Here is a 22,440-nt window from a genome sequence, read left to right as displayed (position 1 = left end):
CTCATCCGCTCGCGGGCGCCGAAATCTACTCGCGGACCGTTTGGCTTCCATCGGAGGAGGTCGGGGCTCACACTTTCGCCGGCTGCGGCTCCCACAGGTCGGGGTCGACCTTGTTCTCCAGCGGGATCTCTCGGATGGCGGTGCCCTCGACGTCGACGTTGGGCAGGATCTTGTCCAGCCACTTCGGTAGCTTCCAGGCGGTGTCGCCGAGCAGGGTTATCACTGCCGGTACGACGATCATCCGGATGATGAACGCGTCGAAGAACACCGCTGCGGCCAGCGCGAAACCCATCATCTTGGCGATGGTGTCGGGGGCGAGCATGAACGCCGCGAACACCGAGATCATGATGACCGCGGCCGAGGCCACGACGCGGGCACCGTGCTGGTAGCCGATGATCACCGAGTCCTTCGCCGACACCCCGTGCACGTATTCCTCGCGCATGCGGGTCACCAGGAACACCTGGTAGTCCATCGCGAGACCGAACACCACACCGACGAGGAAGATCGGCAGGAACGAGATGATCGGTTTGGTGTGGTCGATGATCCCGAAGTCGCCCTCCTGGAAGATCGCGACCGTCGCACCGAAGGTGGCGCACACCGAGAACAGGAAGCCGACGGTCGCGATCAGCGGCACCAGTAGCGAGCGGAACACGACCGTCAGGATGATGAACGCCAGGCCCACCACCACGATCAGGAAGGGGATCAGCGCCGAGCTGAGCTTGTCGGAGATGTCGGACATGATCGCGGTCTGACCGCCGACGTTGACCGTCGCACCGCCCGGATCTGTCGCGGCGAAATCGCGGATCTGCTCCATCAGCTCGTGAGTGGCCGGACCGCTCGGTGACTGCTCCGGCGTCACCGAGATCAACGCGGCAGTCGCACCCGACTGGGTGTTGGCCGGATTCTGGCCGTTGCCGACCCACGTGATCTGCGCCGGGTTGGCGACATTGTCGAGGGTCTTGACGTGCGCCACCACCTCGGCGGCGGCCGGGGCGACGTCGCCACCCTGGGCGTCGCTCACGGTCACCAACAGGGGCCCGTTGATCCCCTCACCGAATCCCCGCTGCAGCAACTGGGTGGCTTCGTACTCGCTGTCGGTGGTGGACTCCATGCCCAGTTCCATCTTCGTCATCGGGATCGCGGCGATGGCCAACAAGACCAGCCCGATGATGGCCACCGGCAGCGGATAGCGAGTGATGAACCGGGCGAACCGCAGACCGTTGGACGGCTGCGAGTCGGGCTCGTCGCCGTGCCGGACGCCGGGGATGCGGGGTGTGAACGCGAACCGGCCGAATGCACCGAGCAATGCCGGGATGAGCGTGATCGCCCCGAGCACGGCGATGAACACCGCCACCGCGGCCGCCACACCCATCTGGGTGATGAACGGGATGCCGACCACGCCGAGCGCAGCGACGGCCACCATGACCGTCAGGCCGGCGAACACCACCGCCGACCCCGCAGTGCCCACGGCCCGCCCGGCGGACGCCTCCCGATTGCCGTCGAGATTGAGCTCCGAGCGGTAGCGCGACACGATGAACAGCGCGTAGTCGATGGACACCGCGATGCCCAGCATCGTGATGATCGTGGTGGCGCTCTGCTGCACGTTGATGAGCTCGGCGCTCAAGGTGACCAGCAGCATTGTGATGCCGACACCGAGAATGCCGGTGACGATCGGGATGAACGCGGCGATCAATGCGCCGAACGCGACGATCATGATGATGAAGGCGACGGCGAAACCGAGCAGTTCCGAGGTGCCGCCGGCCTCGAAGACCTGCATCAGCGATCCGGTGCCCTCCACCTGCAGGCCATCGCCGCGGTGTTCGGCGAGCAGCTCCTTGAACTGTTCCATCTCGGCCGGCGTGAGGTCCTGCATGGGGATGTTCTGGCTGATCTGGATCCGTCCGACCCTGCCGTCGTCGCCGAGCACCGCGGCCGCCATGGCGGGGTTCTGTTCGGCGACGGTGACCGGGTTGGCGACGGTTTGCGGGTCGATCACCTCGGGCAGGTCACGCGCATCGGCCACCAACGCGTCGATCTGCTGCATGTGATTGGCCAAGCCGTCGTCGGCGGCGATGAGGATGCTGGTCGAGGCTTCCATCTGCTGCTCGTTGATGGCGGGGAAGTCCTCCTTCATCACCGTCATCGCCCGATCGGAGTCGGTGCCGGGGAGTTCGAAGTCGGTGGCGAACTTCGGTTGGACTGCACCGACGATCGCGCCGAGCGCGATCAGCACGGCGAGCCAGGCGCCGATCACCGACCACTTGTGTCGAAATGTGAAACGGCCGAGCCGGTACAACCACAACGCCACGGTCAGAACCTTCCCTTGGATGTGAGGGTCAGGGTAGTCGGGAGTGGGGACACGGCGATGTGACCGCGGGCACAGGCGCCCGGCCCGATTTCTATGATGAGAGCCCATGATTGTCGTCATTCGTCAGGAGTGCCACCGTGACCGATGAAAACGCCGCGTCGACGGGCGTCGGCCGGGCCCGGCAGAACGAGATCTACACCCAGGGCGTCCACGGTCGTCGGCCTCGTGTGCCGACCGATCACGCCGAGCTCGAGCGCCGGGCGCGGTCGGTGATGTCGAAGCGCGCGTGGGCCTACATCGCCGGGGGCGCGGGCGAGGGCTCGACGATGACGAGCAACCGGGCGGCCCTCGATCGGTGGGCGATCGTGCCGCGGGTGCTTCGCGACGTGTCGTCGCGCTCGTTGCAGACGGAACTGTTCGGACGGACGCTACCGGCTCCGGTGCTGTTCTCCCCGGTCGGCGCGGGTGCACTCGCGGCCCGCGAGGCCGACGTGCACATCGGCCATGCGGCCGCGGAACTCGGGGTGCCCTACATCTTCTCCAACCAGGGCAGCGCGCCGATGGAGCGGGTGGCCGCGGAGATGGACCGGGTGCGGCCGGGCGCGCCGCGTTGGTTTCAGCTGTATTGGTCTACCGACGACGACCTCGTGGACAGTCTGCTGGCGCGCGCGGAGAAGATGGGGGCCGACGCCGTGGCGGTCACCCTCGACACCACCATGCTGGGGTGGCGGCCGCAGGACCTGAATATCGGGTCGTTGCCGTTTGCGCGCGGTGAGGGGATCGACCAGTACACGTCGGACCCGAGGTTCACCGAAATCGTCGCCGATCGGGTCAGGGCCGCGGTGGGGGAGCGTCCGGAGATCTCGCTCGGCGCGATCAAGACCTTGTTATCCATCGCGCGGAACTCGCCGGGACGCCTGCTGAAGAATCTGACGGCGCCTGAGCCGCGGACCGCGGTGCAGACCTTCCTCGACATCTATTCGCGGCCGTCGCTGAATTGGGATGACATCGCCGGGCTCCGGGATCGGACGTCGCTACCCATCGTTCTCAAGGGGGTGCTGCACCCCGACGATGCGCGCCGGGCGATCGATGTCGGGGTCGACGGGATCATCGTCTCGAACCATGGTGGCCGTCAGGTGGATGGTGCGATCGGGTCGATCGACGCCCTGGCCGCCATCGCGCCGGTGGTCGACGGCCGGATGAGGGTGCTGGTGGACTCCGGAATTCACACCGGCGCCGACGTGTTCAAGGCGCTCGCGCTCGGCGCGGACGCCGCGTGCATCGGCCGCCCGCACATGTACGGGCTGGCGCTCGCCGGCGCCGACGGTGCGCGGGATGTGGTCGCCAACATCATCGCCGAACTCGACCTCACCCTCGGCCTGTCGGGCCACACCTCCGTCGCCGACATCACCACCGACGCCCTCCACCGGATTTCGTAGTACGAGCGCGCGAAATTCGCATGTTCGTACTACGAAATCGCCGGGAGGTCAGACCAGCGGGCGTCCGGTGCGGATGCGCCAGCGGACATCCCACAGGAAGAAGTTGAAGGGGAACTCGCGCAACACCTTCGGCAGGTGATCACTGATGGCCTTGGCGACCTTGTTGTGCGCGTTGAAGACCCGACGCTTCCACGGCTTGAACTCGAGTCCCATCTTGTCGCGGAAGTTCTCCGGCAGGAAACCGATGGTCAGCAACTCGAACCACCAGCCGAACAGGAAGCTGAACCAGCGCGGCATGAACTCGGCCCGCACGATGGAGATGAGCATGTCGCGGATGACGGGATCGATCTCGAAGGTCTCCACGGTCTCGTCCCAGTAGGTCTGGAAATCCGCACGGGTGGCCGGCCACATCTCACGCGGGACCTGCAGCGTGGTGCCCAGCACGGCGCCGTTCTGGTAGGCCTCCTCGGTGATGTCGGCGGGATCGCCGTAGAAGTACTGCATGTCCTCCCACCCCTTGTAGAGGCAGGCGGCCACCCAGAGCTGCAGCTTGGGATCGAACGCGTTGTACTTGACCGGGCTGTCTTCGGTGGAGCGGACCTGTGCGTGCGCCTTGCCCACGGCCTTGCGGTACAGGCGCCGATCCTTCGGCGTGCCCATCACGGCGACGGCAAGGTAGCTCAGGGTGGTGCGGGTGCGCTTGATGGGATGCTTGAAGAGGTTGCCGCTGTCCACGCGGCTCTCGTAGACGCCGTATCCCACTGCGGGCATCGCGAGCTGCATGATGACGTTGGCAGGTCCGGCGAGGGCCGAGATGCCCTTCATCTCGTTCTGGCGCGTCGGCAGCGCGTCGAGCTCACCACGGGTCATCCGCGCCTGCGGCGGGATGTACTCGGTATCCGGGTCGACCGCGGCGAAGGCGGGTGGCAGGTCGATGTCATCGACGAGTGGTTCGGTGCTCATTGAAACCCCCTGTTCGAGCCGCCATCTGACTACGGCTGTTGTCTTTTTCATTGGACATTGTCAAGCTGGTCGATGTCAAGCGCCGACGGCGCCGGTGACGACAGTGTCAAGATGGATGGGTGGCGAGTACATCCGGTGAGACGAAACCTGCCGACGCTTCCGCAGGTGAGAACCTGCGCGCTTACGGTGGCGAAGACGGAGGCATCCGGGTGGCCCGACGGCGGGCGACACTGATCGACGCCGCGCTGGAATTGCTGGGTGCCTCGGACGGCGGCTCCATCACCGTCCGCGGGGTCTGCCGGGAGGCCGGCCTCACCACCCGCTACTTCTATGAGAGTTTCGATTCGATCGAAGCGCTGGTCGCCGCGACGTTCGACGGTGTCATCGGGGAGATCGCCGAGCTGGGAGTGGCCGCATTCGATTCCGGCGACGATGTCGAGGGCAAGGTCCGTGCTGCCGTCGGGGCCATCGTCGCGGTCATCGACGAGGACCGGCGTAAGGGTCGACTGTTGTTCTCGCAGGCGCTGCTGAGTCCGACGATCGCGGCCAAGCGGATGGAATCCACCGAGATCTTCGCCGCGCTCACCGTGCAGTCGGCGTCGGGCGTGGTCGAGTTCAAGTCGCGTCCAAGGGGGATCGCCGCGGCGCACTTCCAGGTCGGTGGACTCGGACGCGTCCTCGCGGCCTGGCTGGAAGGGCATCTCGACCTCGATCGGGAGGGTGTTGTCGACGTCAGCGTGGGGTTGATGATGGCGCTGGCCGACGGTGTGGCGCGCTTCGACTAGTGCCGGATGCGGGCCGCGGGACCGGCTACGACTATGTTGGACCTCATGACTAGCGGGACCGGCGACACCGATGTGCGTCCGGAGTCCCTGGGCCAATGGCGCGACTACGGCGAGTCGACGCTGCCCGTGCCGCTGGCGGCCGCGCTCGCGGCATTCGCCGAGCATGGGTACCACGGGACGTCGGTCCGCGAGATCGCTGCACGTGCCAACCTCTCGGTGCCGGGGCTCTATCACCACTACCCGTCCAAACAATCCCTGCTCCAGGGTCTGCTCGAACGCACGATGACCGATCTGCTGCACCGTTCCGAGGTGGCCATCGCCGAGGCCGGCGACCGGCCCGTCGACCAGTTCGATGCCGTCGTCGAATCGTTGTTGCGGTTCCACATGTACCGCCGCGAGCAGGCGTTCGTGGGCTCTACGGAGATTCGCAGCCTCGACGACGGCTACAAACCCACCTACATCGGCCACCGCGACCGGCAGCAGCACATGGTCGACGAGATCGTGTTCGCCGGCGTCGAGGCGGGCGACTTCGCGACGCCCTACCCCAAGGACGCCGCCCGCGCCGTCGCCACCATGTGTGTCGGAGTCTCGACCTGGTTCAAGCTCGACGGCGAACTCGGGGCCGACGAACTCATCGCGCGCAACCTGGAACTGGCCCGCGCGCTGGTCGGCTATCGAGCCGACGGCGCCGTCTGATCTCCTCGGGTTGACCTGAGCCCCATCACCTGGCAAGGTGTCGATCGCCGAACGATCGCTCGGTCGGTACCACCCGGTGAGGAGATGCGATGTCCGTTGACCTGCGTTACGACGACGATGTGACCGAAGTCGTGGAGAAGACGACCCGGTTCGTCCGCGACTATGTCCTGCCCCTGGAGAACGAGCACCGCGGGGACATCAACGCCGCCGGCGGCGACGATCTCCGACGGGAGATGAATGCCAAGGCCAAGGCCGAGGGCATCTTTGCGCCGCACGCACCGGTGCAGTTCGGCGGGCTCGGCCTCAACATGTCCGATCGGGCGCCGGTGTTCGCCGCTGCAGGCTATTCCACTTTCGGGCCGATCGCCCTGCACATCGGCGCCCCCGACGAGGGCAATGTGCACATGCTGGCGCACATCGCCAGCGACGAGCAGAAGCAGAAGTATCTCGCGCCACTGGCCGCCGGCGACGTGCGGTCGGCCTTCGCCATGACCGAGCCGTCACCGGGGGCGGGTTCGGACCCCAATGCGTTGAGCACCGCGGCGGTGAAGGTCGACGGCGGATGGAAGATCAACGGCGAGAAGCGGTTTATCACCGGTGCAGAGGGGGCCGGCTTCTTCATCATCATGGCCCGCACCGCCGGTGCACCCGGTGATCGGGGCGGCGCCACCATGTTCCTGGCCCCCGCCGACACCCCGGGCATCTCCGTGGACCGCCACATCGTCACCACCGACCGGTCGATGATCGGTGGACACTGTGAGGTCAGCTTCACCGATGTGTTCGTGCCCGATGAGGACATCCTCGGCGAGGTCGACGAAGGATACCGGTATGCGCAGGTGCGCCTCGGCCCGGCGCGGATGACCCACGTCATGCGGTGGTTCGGCTCCGCGCAACGCTGCCACGACGTCGCCGTCGACTACGTCTCCAAGCGTGAAGGCTTCGGCGGCAAGCTCGGTGACCTCGGCATGATCCAACAGATGGTGGCCGACAACGAGATCGACCTCGCCGCCAGCATGGCGTTGCTGGTCAAGGCATGCCACGAACTCGACGCCGGTAGCCACGCCTCCAACGAGACGTCCATCGCGAAAACCTTTGCCGCCGAAGCATACACCCGTATCGCCGACCGCAGCATGCAGATGTGTGGCGGCCTCGGCGTGTCCGAGGACCTGCCGATCGCTCGTCTGCAGCAGGAGCTGCGACCGTTCCGGATCTACGACGGACCCTCGGAGGTGCATCGCTGGGCGATCGCACGTCGCGCCATCGGCCGGGCGAAGAAGGCCGCCCAGGCGGTGGCCGGCCGATGAGCGAGCATCCTGCGCTGGATTCCACGCTGCTGCGCGACTTCCTGGTCCGCGAAGGCGTCCGGGTCGCCGGTGACCTTCGGGTGGAGCTGATCAGCGGCGGCAAATCCAACCTCACCTTCAGCGTGCGCGACGACGAATCGCATTGGGTGGTGCGGCGTCCGCCAACGAGTGGGCTCACCCCCTCGGCGCATGACATGAACCGGGAATGGGCGGTCACGAGCGCGCTGCAATCCACCGACGTGCCGGTGGCGCCCACCGTGGCCATCGACTCCGACGGCGCGGTGCTGGGAGCGCCGTTCACAGTGGTGGAGTTCGTCGACGGCCGCATCATCCGCACCGACGACGATCTGACGGCGCTGTCCGACGATGAGATCGACCGCAACGTCGACGGATTGGTCGACACCCTGGTGCGGCTGCACGCCGTCGACTTCCGGGCCGTCGGTCTCGGCGATTTCGGTCGACCCGACGGGTTCGCGGCCCGGCAGGTGAAGCTCTGGGCGCGGCAATGGGGGCACGTCAAGACACGCGATCTCGACGATGTGGACCGGCTGGTCGCGGAGTTGAGCGAGCGGATCCCGGTCGAGGCCGACACCACGATCGTGCATGGCGACTACCGCGTCGACAACACCATTCTGTCCGCCGACGACCCGGGAACTGTTCGGGCAGTGGTGGACTGGGAGATGTCGACGCTGGGTGACCCGCTGACCGACATCGCACTGATGTGTGTGTACCGCCGCAAGGGGTTTGACCGCGTCGTCGGGTTCGACGCAGCCTGGACCAGCGACCGGTATCCCTCCGCCGACGACATGGCGCAGCGCTACGCCACCCGTACCGGTGGCGACCTGGGTGACTGGGACTTCTATCTCGCGCTGGCGAATCTGAAGCTCGGCGTGATCGCCGAAGGCATCACCTATCGGGCACGAGCCGGTGCGGCATCCGACGGTGCGGACCGCGCGGCCGAGGCGACCGGCGATTTCATTTCGGCGGGTCTGAGCACATTGAGGGGGAAAAATCGTGTCTGACAACAAGGTTGCGCTGGTAACAGGCGCGTCGCGCGGTATCGGCGCGGCGATCGCGGAGCGGTTCGCCGCCGACGGATGGGATCTCACCATCAGTTCGCGCGGACGTGAGGCGCTCGAGCAGCGGGCCGGTGAACTCGGCGATCTGGGGGCCGGACGGGTCGAGGTGATCCCGGCGGACATGACCGACGCAGACGCGGTAGAAGGTCTGGCCGCGGCGCACCGTGAGGCATTCGGTCGCTGCGACGCGCTGGTCGTCAACGCCGGTATGGGACAGAAGGGGAAGGTCGCGGACCTTCCGGTGCGCAGATTCGACCGGCTCTATCAGGTCAATGTGCGTGCGCCGTACATCCTGTTGCAGTCGCTGGTGCCCGTGCTGCGGTCGACCACCGAGATCGCCGGTGCGGCAAAGGTCATCGCGGTCGCGTCGATCACGGGTGTCTACCCGGAGCCGGAGTTGTCCGCCTACGGGGCGACGAAGGCGGCCCTGATCTCGCTGTGTGAGACCTTCAATCTCGAGGAGTCGGTCAACGGGGTCAGCGCCACCACCATCGCCCCGGGTTACGTGGACACCGACATGTCCGACTGGCTCAAAGACACGATCCCGGGCGAGGAGATGATCACCGTCGGCGACGTCGCCACCATCGCCCACTCGGTGACCCAGTTGTCGCGAAATGCTGTGCTGCCCAACGTCGTTTTGACGCGGCCGGGGGAGAACCTGCACCGGGCGTGACGGGGGTCTCGATACGCAGGGCCGTCTCCTTCGTCGCCGGTCCTGCTACTCGACCGGCGAGTGGAGCGCCTCATCCGTGGACGCTCCCCCGCTGTTCGAGTGGGCGGGTTTTTCCTCGCTGTTCGAGTGGACGAGCTTCCCCCGCTGTTCGAGTCGGCCGTTCCCCCGCTGTTCGAGTGGGCGGGTTTTTCCTCGCTGTTCGAGTGGACGAGCTTCCCCTCGCTGATCGAGTAGGTGACGAGCGCAGCGAGGAGCCGTATCGAGATCACCGGAACGTGGCGAGCCCACCCTCCCGGTCGGCGAGGTGGGCGTGTTCGTTGAACGACACCACCGAGACGCCGCTGCGTCCGACGATCAGTTTCGATACCGATGCATTGACCATGGTGCGAGACAATGCGGGCCACGCGCTCGGCGGAATCTCCCACAGTTGTGCCAGCCACTGCGTGATGGTGCCGGCCGACGACACCACCAGCACCGTCTGTCCTGAGCCAGCCAGCGCGGTGGCGCGTTCGGCGGCGGCGCGCACCCGCTTGGCGAAATCGGTGAAGGTCTCGCCGGTCCCGTGCTCACCGGTTCCGCTGATCCAGTCGGCCAGCCCCGCGTCGAGGCGCTGTTGATAGCTGCGGCCGTCGCGATACTCTTCGGCGCTGGTCGATCCCACCAGGGCGGGCAGGGCGTACTCGTTCCAATCAGGGTCGACCTCCGGGGTCGGCGCACCGGGGACTTGCGCGAGAACACCCGCCAGGGTCTGTGACTGTCGCGGCAGATCGCCGCTGAGCGCCGCGGTGATCGTATCGGTGAGACCGGACAGCAGGGTACCGGTGAGGCGCGCCTGCAGCTGTCCGGCGTCGGTGAGACCGCCCGGTCCGTTGACCGGCGGCTCGTCGGAGCCGTACACACCGTACGCATTCGGATCGGCCTGCCCATGCCGCACCAGATAGATCACGCCCATGGGTCACACCCTATGGCGTAGCGGCCGACGCCGATGAGTTCGGGCTGTTGCCGCGGTCTGCACCTGCAGGTCTGTCCGCGATCGAGGAGTGTCCGCTGTGTCGACGATGGTGTTCGTCAATCTGCCCGTAGCCGACGTGGCACGGTCACGCGCCTTTTTCACCCGTCTGGGCTTCCGGTTCGACGCGCTGTTCTGTGACGAGGGGACGGTGTGTTTCGCGGTCAACGACGGTTGTCGGGTGGTGCTGCATCGGGCACAACGCTTTGCCGGCTACGCCGCGGGTGCCCTCGCCGATCCGCGGTACGGACGGGAGACGGTGGTAGCGGTGTCGGCGACATCGCGCGCCGAGGTCGATCGGTACGCGGACGCGGCGTTGGCCCACGGCGGCACCCACCTCCGTGCCGCCGAGGACCTCGGGTTCCTGTACTGCCGGAGCTTCTGCGATCCCGACGGGCACGCCTGGGAGGTGCTGTGGATGGACCCGGCGCAGATCGCCGCGGGTCCGGATGAGGCCGCGGAGGTCTGCTGAGCAATACGGTCGGTGCGGGGGAGTCAGTGGAATGGGCTCGGAGACGTGCGCGCCGGCGCGTCGTACGGTGTCGGCGGCAGACCGAACCTGGCGAAATCCTCCTCCATCGTCGAGCTGAAGAACGCCACCGCGTATGCGACCGTGCCGTCCGCGCCGAGGTCGAGGACCTGCAACTGGAACGGACGATGCACGCCATCGGGCTCGCGCATGTAGAGCCCGAATGCGGGCTGTCCGTTGGCCACCGTCGGCAACAGGATCTGATCGCCGGGCCCCTCGGCGGGACAGTTGCGGGCGATGAGTTCGCCGATCGCCTCGGCCCCCTGATACCAACCGGTGAACGGGGGCATCTCCCAGATGGATTTGTCGGTGAACAGGTCGACGATCGCGTCTATGTCGTAGCGCTCGAACGCCGAGACGTACTTCGCGAGCAACTCGCGTTTGGTCGAGTCGTCGAGCACGCTCGGTGACTGGTCGGGCCCGGGTGTGTTCTTGAGCTGTTCCCGGGCACGCTGCAGCAGGCTGTTCACGGTCGCGGTGGTGACGCCGATGGTGTCGGCGACCTCGGCCGCTTTCCACTGCAGCACATCGCGCAGGATCAGCACCGCCCGCTGTCGCTCGGGGAGATGTTGCAGCGCGGCGATGAAGGCGAGTCGGATCGACTCGCGTGCACCGATCACATACGCCGGATCGGCATCGTCGCCCGGTGCGATCTCGTCGACCGTGCCGGCGAACGGCTCGAGCCAGGGGACCTCGTGGTCTTGTAGCAGGGTGTCGGTCGGGTCGAAGGCGTCCCCGCCGAGCCCCGACGGCATCGGGCGCCGCTGCTTGCTCTGCAGTGCCGTCAGGCAGGTATTCGTCGCGATCTTGTGCAGCCAGGTGCGCACCGAGGCCCGGCGGTCGAACTTGGCGTATCCGCGCCACGCCCTGATGTAGGTCTCCTGCAGGAGATCTTCGGCGTCGTGGTGCGAGCCCATCATGCGGTAGCAGTGCGCGAGGATCTCGCGCCGGTACGGCTCGAAGACCTCGACGAAGTCGTCGTCAGGCGCGGTCTGGGTGGTCGCGGTGGACATGTGATCAAGATTACGGGACACCTCTGACAAGGTCAGCCTGCGAATAGATGACACATCCGATGGAACCGGGGACGACGCTGATGCGTCCAAACCATGGCTGCGCGTTTCGGCCCAAGTGGTCGGGGACGCGCCGCGGCGGAGAATCCGTCGGGTCGGCGGTTGTGAGGGGGACCGCCGACCCGCGCGGCGACCGTGGGCCGGGGGTTGGAATCACGCTGCGCGCAAGTGGTCGGCACCACAGGGCGCGGGCATATATTCGCCGGTGAACGCCCCAGTGGGCCGGTCACGCAGGGCAGTGATCCCCGGGTGCGGCGGTTGCCGGTCGACCTGCGCCGTTGCTAGCTTGATTGACATGACGCACGCCACCACCCGACTCCCAGAGGTCACCTATGTGACCACCGCCCTGGGTTGCCGGCTGCCGTTGGCACGTGTCCTGTGTTGTCGACGAATGCGCTGATCCGCACACTCGCCCCGGGCCTGCGACGCCCACTCTCTTCGCCACCTCGACTCCGGCGCGCACAGACGCGCGGCCGGGCCGGATGTGGCACATTCGATGAGGACACACAGATGACCGCAACGCTCGACCACCGATCCACCGCGATCTCCCCTGCATCCGCCCGCACGGTTTCTGCCGCGCCGGTCGGCACCAGATCCGGACCGGCCCGGACGTCGCCGTCTCGCCGAGAGCGGGTTCGGAAGGGGGGCCTCGACATTCACGTCGCCACTCCACAATTGCAGCTGTCGTCGAAACCCGCTGCCCTCGTCCTGCGCACGGCGCGGCTGGCCGGCCCCGTCTTCCGCGACGAGGCCGCCGAGCAGACCGGTCTGAGCGTGTCGACGGTGAACCGGCAGGTCGGTGCCCTGCTCAAGGCCGGGTTGCTGCGCGAACGGGCCGATCTCGCACCGGCCGGGGCCATCGGCCGTCCGCGTTTACCGTTCGAACTCAACGTCGCCGACTTCCTGACCCTCGGCATCCACATCGGCTACAAGGTCACCTCGATCACCACCCACGACCTCTATCACCGGGTCGTCGGGGCAATCCAAATCGAAACGCCGATCGCCGACACCCCTGATGACGTCCTCATTGCCATCGGCCAGAGCGCTCGCCGCTTCCTGACCCGCTGGACGGGTCGTCGCGTGCTGTGGGCGGGTGTCGCCCTCGGCGGCCGGGTCGCCCCCGGTGGACACGTCGACCATCCACGACTGGGCTGGAGCGCGGCCCCGGTGGGGCGGGTGATCGCCGAGACGGTCGGTCTGCCGGTGTCGGTGGCATCGCATGTGGAGGCGATGGCCTCGGCGGAGTTGGTGGTCAATCCGGAACAGAAGAAGTCGAGCTTCCTGTACTTCTACGCCCGCGAGATGGTGGGTACCGCCTTCTGCGTCGACGGAACGGTCCACACGCCGGCCGCGGGGCCGCCGGTGATCGGGCACTTCCCAACCGGGCCGACCACACTGCTCGACCCGGCTAAGACAGGGCAACTGGAGGCGGCCGCCAGCGACACCGGCGTGGTGACCGCGGCGCAGGCGCTGGGGTTGCGCGTCGCCGACATCGAGGGCGTGCACGCCAGCGCCCGCAACGGTGATGCGACCGCGCGGGCGTTGCTGGAGGAACGCGCCGAAGTGCTGGGCCGCACGGTCGCGTTGATCGCCGACATCTTCAACCCCGATCACATCGTGCTCGGCGGGCAGGCGTTCACCGACTTTCCCGCGACACTGCCGACGGTGGCCAAAGCGCTCAAAGCCACCTCGGTGGTCGCCAGCCGGGATGTGCGCGTGTCACATTCGGGGTCGACGGTGCAGCAGCAGGCCGCCGGTGCGGTGTCGCTGGATGCCATCTACGCGGACCCGCTGGAGGCTTTGGCCGTGACGGCGTAAGTCAGCCAGACGTTGCGGAAACCGTAACGTCTGACTCACTCAGCAGCTTGCTCAGTCGATCGTGCGCTTGTTGTAGGCGCGCAGGGCGAACGGCGCGAAGACCACCGTCAGCACCACCGACCAGATCAGTGTCGCCAGCTCCGGGTTCTGCAGCGGCCACGGCTCGCCGGGGCCGGCGGCCGGACCGTTGCCCCACAACACGCGAAGTGCCTGCACAAGCGACGAGATGGGGTTCCACTCGGCGATGGTCTGCAGCCACGTCGGCATCGGGTCGGTGGGCACGAACGCGTTGGACAGGAAGGTGATCGGGAACAAGGTGGTGAACATGAAACCGTTCACCGCCTCGACGGTCTTGAGCCACGACCCGACGAGGATGCCGAACCAGATCATCGCGAACCCGAACAGCAGCAGCAGGGCGAAGGCCAGCACCGCGTCGACGAAACCGTTGCGGATACGCCAGCCGATGGCCAGGCCGGTGATTGCCATCACCACGATGCCGATCGATGAGTGCAGCAGACTGGCGATGCTGCGCCCGATGATCACCGCGGAGCGGCGGATGGGTAGCGATCGGAACCGGTCGATGATGCCCTTCTCCAGGTCGGCGGTGATGCCGGTGGAGACGATGAAGGCGGTGAACACGATCGTCTGACCCATGATGCCGGGCAGCAGGAACTCTTTGTATGACGGTCCGCCGGTGTTGGTGATCGAGGCGCCGAACACGTAGGCGAACAGCAGCACGAACATGATTGGCTGGATGGTGACGTCGGAGAGCATCTCCGGCATCCGCCGGGTGTGGATCATGTTGCGCTTGACCATGATCCAGGACTGTTGCCAGATGGTGGTCTGATGGATCTCCGGGCGCTGGGAGATGGCGCTGCCGGTGAACGCGGTGGTGGTCATGCGTTCTGCTCCTCTTCGGTGGAGGTTTCGTCTTCGGCGCGGTGGCCGGTGAGCGACAGGAACACGTCGTCGAGGCTGGGCCGGGCGAGGCCGAGATCGTCGACGGCGATGCCGCTCTCGTCGAACCAGCCGACGACCCGGGTGAGGTCGGCCAGCCCGTCGGCGGAGGTGGTGAGTTTGCGGGCACCCTCGTCGATGAAGACCTCACCGCCGGTCTTGCGCAGCAGTGCCTCGGCTGCCGGGATGTCGGCGGCGTCGGACACGGTCAGCACGAGGCTGGCCGCGCCGGCCTGTTCCTTGAGTTGCAGCGAAGTGCCCTGCGCGATGATGGTGCCCTTGTCGATCACCACGATGTTGTCCGCGAGATGATCGGCCTCTTCCAGATACTGGGTGGTCAAGAGCAGGGTTGTGCCGCCTTTGACCAGGTCGCGCAGCACATCCCAGAGTTCGGTGCGGCTGCGCGGATCGAGGCCGGTGGTGGGTTCGTCGAGGAACAACACCGGTGGCGCGGCCAGGAGGCTCACCGCCAGGTCGAGCCGGCGACGCATGCCGCCGGAATACGACTTGACCTGTTTGTCGCCGGCCTCGGTCAGCGAGAACTGTTCGAGCAGTTGCTCGGAGCGTCGTGCGAGTTCTTTGCGTCCGATGCCATAGAGACCGCCGATCATGCGGATGTTCTCCCGGCCGGTGAGGATCTCATCGACCGTCGCGGCCTGACCGGTGAGACCCATGCTGCGGCGGACCATGTCGGGTTGTTCGATGACGTCGTACCCGGCGACCCGCGCGGTGCCGCTGGTGGGTGGGGACAGCGTCGTCATCATCCGCACCGTGGTGGTTTTTCCTGCGCCATTCGGCCCGAGCAGGCCGAGGACCGATCCCTGGGGGACGGTGAAACTGACGCCGTCGACCGCGGTGAAATCGCCGAAGCGCTTCACGAGATCAACGGCCTCGATGGCGACGTCGCGCGTCGACGGGGTGGCCGGCGTTACCGCCGGAGCAGTGGGTGAGCTCATGATTCTCCACGATATCGATGGGGTCTGACAGATGGCGAGCCAATTTTCGGTGTCGGGACGGCGCTGCCCCGTCAGGTACACAGACCCGCGCGCGTCCCGAAAATCATCGCCGCGGCGCTACGGCGAAGTCCGATATGTCAGATCACGGGAGAACTTCAACTTCACTCGAAGTCAACCCAAACCTGGCGTTCCGCGTATACGGGTATTCTGCACTGAAATACCCGATTCTGCGGATATTGTTGGGTCGTGGCCGCGATTCGTATCCGAGATGCAGCCGAGTTGCTGGGCGTCAGCGATGACACCGTGCGCCGGTGGGTGGGCACCGGCCAGCTGAGCGACGCGGGTGGCGAGCAGGGTGTGGCGACCGTCGACGGAGCGGAACTCGCCGCCCTCGCGCGTGACCGCGCGCGACGCCCACCCGACGACGGCAACCCGGTGCTCCGGTCGGCACGTAACCGTTTCACCGGACTGGTCACCGAAGTGATCGCCGACGGCGTGATGGCGCAGGTCAGCATGCAATGTGGGCCGTTCGAGGTCACCTCGCTGATGAGTTCAGAGGCGGCGCGGGAGCTGCAGCTCGAACCGGGTGTGGTGGCCACGGCCGTGGTCAAGGCGACCACCGTGATCGTGGAGCGACGACCGGATTGAGTGGATCGGTAGAGATGAGTTGAGGAGACTGCGTGAAGATTTCTGGGTTGTTCCGCCGAGCACTTGTGGTTGCCGGTGTGACGCTGGCCGTCGCGACGGGAAGCGTCGGTTGTTCGAATGACGACACCGGGTCGGACTCGGTACTCGACGTCTATGCCGCGGCGTCGTTGACGCAGACCTTCACCGAGATCGCCGACATGTACGAGAAGGCTCACGAGGGTGTGGACGTGCGGCTCAACTTCGCCGGTTCGTCGGCGTTGGTGAACCAGATCCAGCAGGGCGCCGACGCCGACGTGATCGCCACCGCGGATGAGGCGACCATGCAACGACTTGGCGATGCTGCAGTCGATCCGAAGATCTTCGCCACCAACACGCTGGTCATCGTGACCGCGTCAGGCAACCCGAAGAACATCGACGGGTTCGAGAGCCTCACCAATCCGGACATCTCGACGGTGGTGTGTGCGGTCGAGGTGCCGTGTGGCGCGGCGACCGCCCAGGTGGAACGCAACACGGGTATCGAGTTGTCGCCGGTCAGTGAAGAGACTTCGGTCAGTGCAGTGCTGGCCAAGGTGACCTCGGGGCAGGCCGATGCCGGACTCGTCTATGTCACCGACGCGAAAGGGGCGGGCAACACGGTGTCGGCGGTGGGTGACCCGGCGTTCGCCTCCGTGGTCAACTCGTACCTGATCGCGACACTGCAAGGCACCCCGCACGCGGCCGACGCGCAGATGTTCGTCGACATGGTTCTCGGCGAAACCGGCGCCGAGGTGTTGGGTGCGGCCGGGTTCACTCCCGCCCCGGCCTGATGCGTCGGATACCCGTCTGGCTGTATGCCCCCGCCGCTGTGGGGGTGGCATTCATCCTGATCGGTCCGGTCGCCTTGGTGGTCCGGATGCCGTGGCAGGATTTCGTCGCCTCCGTGACGTCGCAGGAATCGCTGGATGCGCTGCGCTTGGCGGTGGTCACCGCGCTGACGAGTACGTCTCTGTGTCTGTTGTTCGGGGTGCCGATGGCGGTGGTGTTCGCGCGATCCGACGGGATCGTGGTGCGGGTGATTCGGGCACTCGTGTTGTTGCCGTTGGTGTTACCGCCCGTCGTCGGGGGCCTGGCGCTGATCTATGCGCTCGGGCGCAACGGGGTGGTCGGGCAGTATCTCGACGACGCCGGCATCACCATCGCCTTCACGACGACGGCGGTGATCCTGGCGCAGACCTTTGTCGCGTTGCCGTTTCTGGTGATCAGTGTCGAAGGTGCCTTGCGCTCGACAGACGGCGAGTTCGAGCAGGTGGCCGCCACCCTCGGCGCGGGTCCAACCCGGACTTTGTGGAAAGTGACTTTGCCGCTGGTGATTCCGTCGCTGTTGGCCGGAACGGTGTTGGCGTTCGCGCGGGCGCTCGGCGAGTTCGGGGCCACCATCACCTTCGCCGGCAATCTGCCGGGGACCACTCAGACGGCGCCCCTGCGGATCTATCTCGATGCGATCAACGATCCCGCACAAGCATTGCCACTGGCATTGGTGCTGATGGTGGTCGCTCTTGTCGTGGTGGTGGCGGTGCACCTGCGGCCGAGTGGGACGGCGCCGTCATGAGCGGTCTGTCCGCACGGATTCGGGTCGAGAACCCCTCGGTGACTGTCGATCTCGACGTGGCGGCGGGCGCCACAGTGGCGGTGATGGGGCCCAACGGAGCCGGCAAGAGCACCGCGTTGTCGGTGCTGGCGGGGCTGCGGCGAACCGCCGATTCGACGGTTCTGGTGGGGGATCGGATTATGCAGGACGCGCGGCAGTTCGTTGCCCCGCATCGTCGGTCGGTGGCGTTGCTCGCACAACGGGCGCGGCTGTTCCCGCATCTGAGCGTGCGTCGCAACGTGGCATTCGGGCCCGCCGCAGCACGACTGGGACGCACCGAGGTCGCCGCCCGGACCGACCATTGGCTTCACGCGGTGGGCGTCGCCGACCTGGCCGACCGCATGCCCGGCCAGTTGTCCGGCGGTCAGGCGCAGCGGGTGGCGTTGGCCCGCGCGCTTGCCGTCCAACCCGACGTCCTGCTGCTGGACGAACCGTTCGCCGCGCTGGATGTCTCGGTGGCGCAGCAGATCCGATCGCTGCTACGGGATCTGCTCGCGGAACGTCGCGGCACCACCGTGCTGGTGACCCACGACCTGATCGACGCGGTCGCACTGGCCGGTGACGTCGTCGTCCTCGATGATGGTCGGGTGGTTGACGAGGGGCCGACCGCCGACGTTCTCACGCGGCCTGGGCATCCGTTCACCGCCTCGTTGTCGGGGCTGAATCTCTTCGTCGGACGGTTTCACGCAGATGCCGTCGACGACGGCGCCGGCCGACAGGTGGTCGGTGTCGCCGCCGACGATCTCGGTGACGGGCACGCGTGTGCTGCTGCGTTCTCGCCGCGGGCGGTGGCGGTCTATCTGCAAGCGCCGCACGGTAGTCCGCGCACCGAGCTGCGTGCGCAGGTCACCGATGTGTTGCCGAGGGGGGATCATGCGGTCGTGCGGGCTCGCTGTGGTGATCAAGTCGTGGACGCCGAGGTCACCTGGTCGGCGGTGACAGACCTCGCGATGGCGCCCGGGCTGGAGGTGACGATGGTGGTCAAGGCCAGTGAGGTGCGGATCTATCGGGTGCCGTCGTCGACCGGTCCGTCGTAGTACTTGTTGACCTCCAGGGTTCTCGCTTTGAGACGACGATATCCGCGGACGTTGAGTGACGGGATGGACCGGAGATAGAACCGTTCGTCTTCGGCCAGGCCGGTGGCGACCGCGTCGTCGACCAGAATCGTTCCGGGGCGGGCCGATCCGGCCAGTCGTGCGGCGATGTTCACCGGTTCACCGAAGACGTCGCCGAGCCGACTCAGCACCCGTCCGCGGGCGAGCCCGACGCGCAGTGGCGGGATCTCGTCGGACTCGGAGAGTCGATGGATGGCGATCGCGATCACGGCGGCCTCCGATGGGTGGTGCGCAGTGAACATGACCGCATCGCCGAGCGTCTTGATGACGTGGCCGCCGTTGGCGACGACGATCTCGAAGGCGTTCTCCTCGAACGATTCCAGCAGTTGCTCCAGTTCGTCGAGGGCGATCCGGCGAGACAAACTGGTGTAGCCGACGATGTCGGCGAACCCCACCACCAGATCGTGGCTCTCGTCGGACTCGAGCTCCACGCCATGGTCGAGGGCCAGGGCCAGGTGCCGGCGCCAGATCAGCTGTTGCACCTGCCCCAGCGCTGCCGACATCTGGTCGATCGTGAACGGGACGTCGGGATCGCGGTCGAACTCGCGGAGCTGATCGGCCTGCCAATCCGCCAAGCGGGCCATCGTCTGGCCGATGGCCCGCGCGGTGGCCACCTGCGCGGTCTGCGGCATGGTGTCCTCGGAGTCGGCGAACAATCGCAACGCGTCGAGATCGGCCTCGGTGAAGATCTTGTCCGGCGTCGAGGTGCGGGCGAAACCAAAGGCATTCCAGATCTTCTCGGCATACTCAGCGCTCAACCCCAGCTCGGCGACGAGTTCGTCGCGGGTGTAGCGCGGTTCGCCGGTGCCCGGTGTCGTCATGGGGTCAGCTTAGGTGAGGCCGGCTGGTGCGCGGTCCGGGAACATGGTTCCCGCGCGCCCGGTGATCATTCGCGCGTGAAATTTCACGCGCGAATGATCGATAGGTGCGCGAGTAGGTGTACGCCGCTCAGACCCCCAACACACCCTTCATCAGATACGCCATCTGAGCCCCGAACTCGGGTCGATGGACGCCGCGCCGCATGCGGATCGCGTCGTTCACGACCGAAAGGGACGCGTGCACGTCGATGGCCGCGCGTTCGCGCGTCAGCTCAGGTTGCGCCTGGGTGAGCAGGTCCACCCAGCGAGCCACATAGCGGCGCTGGATGTCGATCAGGTCATGCGCCGTCGGCTGGCCGGCCAGTGCATAGGAGTTGTTGAACGACACGGACAGATCCGGGGTGGAGGTGATCACGTTCACATACGAGTCGACCAGCAGCGCAAGCAGTTTGGCCGGGTCGGAGGTGGACGCGTAGGCGGCCATCACGCCGGCTTCGAGGCGGGTGGCGCTGCGCTGACCGATGCCGGCGAGGATCGCCATCTTGGAACTGAAGTGCTTGTACACGCTGGGCCCGGTGATACCCACGGCGGCGCCGATGTCGTCGACGCCGACGCCGCTGTACCCGCGCTCGGCGAACAGCGCCGCGGCGGCATCCAGGATCTCATCGCGTCGGGTGGGTATGCCGGCGCCCGGAGGTGGCAGCGGGGGCAGGGGTGGCGCCGTGGCCGGTCGCAGGACGATCACCCGCCGCACCAACAGATCGACCTCCTCGAGCGATCGCGTTGTCGAGAGTCGGGTGTTGTGCACTGACAGGCTGCCCGCCACACTCAGCACCGCCCACGCCAGGGTGACCGCCTCCCGTTCGGCGAGGTCGGTTCCCTCGGCCAGCGCCGCGCCCCAGCGGTGCAGGATCGCGCGGGTGCGCAGGACCACCTCGCGGTTCTGTTCGTCCGTGAGATGTTGGCTCGCCCAACGCCACAACGACGTCGACTGGGGTCGTCGGACCCCGAGCGTGCAGACCGCTGCGATCAGGTCGTCGACCCGGGCATCGGGGTCGGCCATCGCGCGACCGGTGCAGGCCTCGAGATCGTCGACGCCGGCGAGTACCGCGGCCGCCAACAGGGCCTGTTTGTCGTCGAAATGCCGGTACACCGACGGTGCTGTGACCCCTGCGGCCCGGGCGATGTCGGCCAGCGACACCTGGGTGTACCCGCGGTCGGCGAACAGCACGGCGGCCTGCTCGACGAGCTGGCTCTTGCGGTCGGCCGGGCGGGTGCGCCGGATGGGCTTATCGGTAGGCATGGTGAATCGACCATAGCGCATATTTTGCGATGCAAGTGAGTCCCTGACCACCCGCTATAGCCAAACAAGTTATTCCACGTTAGCCTGGGAAGGTAACCACACATGGTTCATGCGAAAGGAACACTCAATCGTGGCTGATCAAGCATTCATCTACGAGGCGATCCGTACGCCCCGTGGCAAGCAGCGCGGCGGTTCGCTGCACAGCGTCAAGCCGGTCGACCTGGTGTCCGGGTTGATCGACGAGGTTCTTTCCCGGCACGGTTCCCTCGACCCGGCCGAGATCAACGACGTCGTCCTCGGCGTGGTGTCGCCGGTGGGTGAGCAGGGTGCGGTCATCTCCCGCACCGCGGCCCTCAACAGCGGCCTGCCCGAGAGCGTCCCCGGCACCCAGATCAACCGCTTCTGCGCCTCCGGCCTGGAAGCCACGAACCTCGCCGCCGCCAAGGTCGCGTCGGGCTTCGACGATCTCGTTCTGGCCGGTGGTGTCGAGGCGATGTCGCGCGTGCCGATGGGTAGCGACGGCGGAGCGCTGTTCACCGACCCGACTACCGCGTACGACAACTACATCGTCCCGCAGGGCATCGGCGCCGACCTGATCGCCACCCTCGAGGGCTTCAGCCGCGAAGACGTCGACGCCTACGCCGCCGAGTCGCAGGCCCGTGCCGAGAAGGCTTGGACCAGCGGCTACTTCGCCAAGTCCGTGGTTCCGGTCCGCGACATCAACGGCGTCATCGTGCTCGACCACGACGAGCATCGCCGTCCGGGCTCGACTGTCGAGTCGCTGGGCAAGCTCAAGGCTGCCTTCCAGGCGCTGGCCGACATGGCCGGCTTCGACGATGTGGCGCTGCAGAAGTACCACAACGTCGAGAAGATCAACCACGTCCACACCGGCGGCAACAGTTCCGGCATCGTCGACGGCTCCGGCCTGGTGCTGCTCGGTAGCGAAGAGGCCGGCAAGCGCAACGGGCTCACCCCGCGCGGCCGCATCGTCACCTTCGCCGAGATCGGCTCCGAGCCGACCATCATGCTCACCGGCCCGACCCCGGCCACCGAGCTGGCGCTGAAGAAGGCCGGTCTGACCGTCGACGACATCGACGTCTTCGAGCTCAACGAGGCATTCGCGTCGGTCGTCATGAAGTGGATGAAGGATCTGAAGATCCCGCACGAGAAGGTCAACGTCAACGGTGGCGCCATCGCCATGGGTCACCCGCTCGGCGCGACCGGCGCGATGATCTTCGGCACCTGCCTCGACGAACTCGAGCGCACCGGTGGCCGCTACGGCCTGGTCACCCTGTGCATCGGCGGCGGCATGGGTGTCGCGACCATCATCGAGCGTCTCTGAC

21 protein-coding genes are annotated in these 22,440 nt (G+C 66.7%); 13 read left to right on the top strand and 8 right to left on the bottom strand.

Going from position 1 to position 22,440, the window contains the following annotated elements; translation table 11 throughout:
• Positions 1–67: 67 nt before the first annotated feature.
• A complete protein-coding gene (locus tag ACIGKQ_RS06385; protein ID WP_396572794.1) occupies positions 68–2,308 on the bottom strand; it encodes an MMPL family transporter in 2,241 nt (746 codons plus the stop codon).
• 137 nt (positions 2,309–2,445) lie between these two features.
• Between ACIGKQ_RS06385 and ACIGKQ_RS06380 the strand changes: the two genes are divergently transcribed.
• On the top strand, positions 2,446–3,747 hold the full coding sequence (locus tag ACIGKQ_RS06380) for an alpha-hydroxy-acid oxidizing protein (protein WP_396572792.1): 1,302 nt from the start codon (positions 2,446–2,448) through the stop codon (positions 3,745–3,747).
• A 48-nt stretch (positions 3,748–3,795) separates the two neighbouring features.
• On the opposite strand, the gene ACIGKQ_RS06375 is transcribed toward ACIGKQ_RS06380, so the two are convergent.
• Complete coding sequence (locus tag ACIGKQ_RS06375; protein WP_396572791.1) at positions 3,796–4,710, bottom strand: oxygenase MpaB family protein; 915 nt, start codon at positions 4,708–4,710, stop codon at positions 3,796–3,798.
• A 119-nt stretch (positions 4,711–4,829) separates the two neighbouring features.
• Here ACIGKQ_RS06375 and ACIGKQ_RS06370 point away from each other — a divergent pair, with 119 nt between their 5' ends.
• From ACIGKQ_RS06370 to ACIGKQ_RS06350, 5 genes are all read left to right on the top strand, one after another.
• Positions 4,830–5,495, top strand: coding sequence for a TetR/AcrR family transcriptional regulator (locus tag ACIGKQ_RS06370; RefSeq protein ID WP_235722861.1), 666 nt, complete (start codon positions 4,830–4,832; stop codon positions 5,493–5,495).
• 45 nt (positions 5,496–5,540) lie between these two features.
• Entirely contained in the window at positions 5,541–6,191 is a 651-nt protein-coding gene (locus ACIGKQ_RS06365) for a TetR/AcrR family transcriptional regulator (RefSeq protein WP_235722860.1), read from the top strand.
• An 89-nt stretch (positions 6,192–6,280) separates the two neighbouring features.
• Entirely contained in the window at positions 6,281–7,495 is a 1,215-nt protein-coding gene (locus ACIGKQ_RS06360) for an acyl-CoA dehydrogenase family protein (RefSeq protein ID WP_235722859.1), read from the top strand.
• Complete coding sequence (locus ACIGKQ_RS06355) at positions 7,492–8,517, top strand: phosphotransferase family protein (protein ID WP_396572788.1); 1,026 nt, start codon at positions 7,492–7,494, stop codon at positions 8,515–8,517. The genes ACIGKQ_RS06360 and ACIGKQ_RS06355 overlap by 4 nt, the downstream gene beginning before the upstream one ends.
• Positions 8,510–9,247, top strand: coding sequence for an SDR family NAD(P)-dependent oxidoreductase (locus ACIGKQ_RS06350; RefSeq protein ID WP_396572786.1), 738 nt, complete (start codon positions 8,510–8,512; stop codon positions 9,245–9,247). Before ACIGKQ_RS06355 ends, ACIGKQ_RS06350 begins: the two co-directional genes overlap by 8 nt.
• 265 nt (positions 9,248–9,512) lie before the next feature.
• Here ACIGKQ_RS06350 and ACIGKQ_RS06345 read toward each other — a convergent pair whose 3' ends face one another.
• Positions 9,513–10,199, bottom strand: coding sequence for a histidine phosphatase family protein (locus ACIGKQ_RS06345; RefSeq protein WP_266060748.1), 687 nt, complete (start codon positions 10,197–10,199; stop codon positions 9,513–9,515).
• Between the two features lie 97 nt (positions 10,200–10,296).
• Here ACIGKQ_RS06345 and ACIGKQ_RS06340 point away from each other — a divergent pair, with 97 nt between their 5' ends.
• Complete coding sequence (locus ACIGKQ_RS06340; RefSeq protein ID WP_235722855.1) at positions 10,297–10,728, top strand: VOC family protein; 432 nt, start codon at positions 10,297–10,299, stop codon at positions 10,726–10,728.
• A gap of 23 nt (positions 10,729–10,751) precedes the next feature.
• Here ACIGKQ_RS06340 and ACIGKQ_RS06335 read toward each other — a convergent pair whose 3' ends face one another.
• Entirely contained in the window at positions 10,752–11,798 is a 1,047-nt protein-coding gene (locus ACIGKQ_RS06335; RefSeq protein ID WP_328714725.1) for a sigma-70 family RNA polymerase sigma factor, read from the bottom strand.
• A 567-nt stretch (positions 11,799–12,365) separates the two neighbouring features.
• On the opposite strand from ACIGKQ_RS06335, the gene ACIGKQ_RS06330 reads away from it, so the two are divergent.
• Entirely contained in the window at positions 12,366–13,673 is a 1,308-nt protein-coding gene (locus tag ACIGKQ_RS06330) for an ROK family transcriptional regulator (protein WP_287015160.1), read from the top strand.
• Positions 13,674–13,724: 51 nt separating this feature from the next.
• Here ACIGKQ_RS06330 and ACIGKQ_RS06325 read toward each other — a convergent pair whose 3' ends face one another.
• Both ACIGKQ_RS06325 and ACIGKQ_RS06320 read right to left on the bottom strand, forming a co-directional pair.
• Complete coding sequence (locus tag ACIGKQ_RS06325) at positions 13,725–14,573, bottom strand: ABC transporter permease (protein WP_396572784.1); 849 nt, start codon at positions 14,571–14,573, stop codon at positions 13,725–13,727.
• Positions 14,570–15,586 carry an ATP-binding cassette domain-containing protein gene (locus tag ACIGKQ_RS06320; protein ID WP_287015162.1) on the bottom strand — a complete coding sequence of 339 codons (1,017 nt, stop codon included), beginning with the start codon at positions 15,584–15,586 and terminating at the stop codon, positions 14,570–14,572. Before ACIGKQ_RS06320 ends, ACIGKQ_RS06325 begins: the two co-directional genes overlap by 4 nt.
• A gap of 246 nt (positions 15,587–15,832) precedes the next feature.
• Here ACIGKQ_RS06320 and ACIGKQ_RS06315 point away from each other — a divergent pair, with 246 nt between their 5' ends.
• Genes ACIGKQ_RS06315 through ACIGKQ_RS06300 form a run of 4 tightly spaced genes read left to right on the top strand, consistent with a single transcriptional unit; the run spans position 15,833 to position 18,898 of the window.
• On the top strand, positions 15,833–16,234 hold the full coding sequence (locus tag ACIGKQ_RS06315; RefSeq protein WP_235722849.1) for a molybdopterin-binding protein: 402 nt from the start codon (positions 15,833–15,835) through the stop codon (positions 16,232–16,234).
• A 32-nt stretch (positions 16,235–16,266) separates the two neighbouring features.
• Complete coding sequence (gene modA / locus ACIGKQ_RS06310) at positions 16,267–17,040, top strand: molybdate ABC transporter substrate-binding protein (protein ID WP_372512341.1); 774 nt, start codon at positions 16,267–16,269, stop codon at positions 17,038–17,040.
• On the top strand, positions 17,040–17,822 hold the full coding sequence (locus ACIGKQ_RS06305; RefSeq protein ID WP_396572781.1) for an ABC transporter permease: 783 nt from the start codon (positions 17,040–17,042) through the stop codon (positions 17,820–17,822). Before modA ends, ACIGKQ_RS06305 begins: the two co-directional genes overlap by 1 nt.
• On the top strand, positions 17,819–18,898 hold the full coding sequence (locus ACIGKQ_RS06300; protein ID WP_396572779.1) for a sulfate/molybdate ABC transporter ATP-binding protein: 1,080 nt from the start codon (positions 17,819–17,821) through the stop codon (positions 18,896–18,898). Before ACIGKQ_RS06305 ends, ACIGKQ_RS06300 begins: the two co-directional genes overlap by 4 nt.
• Here ACIGKQ_RS06300 and ACIGKQ_RS06295 read toward each other — a convergent pair.
• Both ACIGKQ_RS06295 and ACIGKQ_RS06290 read right to left on the bottom strand, forming a co-directional pair.
• Positions 18,865–19,797, bottom strand: coding sequence for an adenylate/guanylate cyclase domain-containing protein (locus ACIGKQ_RS06295; RefSeq protein ID WP_235722845.1), 933 nt, complete (start codon positions 19,795–19,797; stop codon positions 18,865–18,867). The genes ACIGKQ_RS06300 and ACIGKQ_RS06295 overlap by 34 nt on opposite strands.
• 127 nt (positions 19,798–19,924) lie before the next feature.
• Positions 19,925–21,097 (bottom strand): TetR/AcrR family transcriptional regulator, encoded by a 1,173-nt coding sequence (locus ACIGKQ_RS06290; RefSeq protein ID WP_396572776.1) that lies wholly within the window; start codon positions 21,095–21,097, stop codon positions 19,925–19,927.
• A gap of 130 nt (positions 21,098–21,227) precedes the next feature.
• Between ACIGKQ_RS06290 and ACIGKQ_RS06285 the strand changes: the two genes are divergently transcribed.
• Positions 21,228–22,439, top strand: coding sequence for an acetyl-CoA C-acetyltransferase (locus ACIGKQ_RS06285; protein WP_396572775.1), 1,212 nt, complete (start codon positions 21,228–21,230; stop codon positions 22,437–22,439).
• Position 22,440: the final 1 nt, after the last annotated feature.

The organism is Gordonia sp. NPDC062954 (assembly GCF_044543825.1).
Lineage (GTDB): Bacteria > Actinomycetota > Actinomycetes > Mycobacteriales > Mycobacteriaceae > Gordonia > Gordonia tangerina.
Note: the sequence above shows the minus strand (reverse complement) of the source record. Positions and strands in the feature narration are given on the sequence as shown.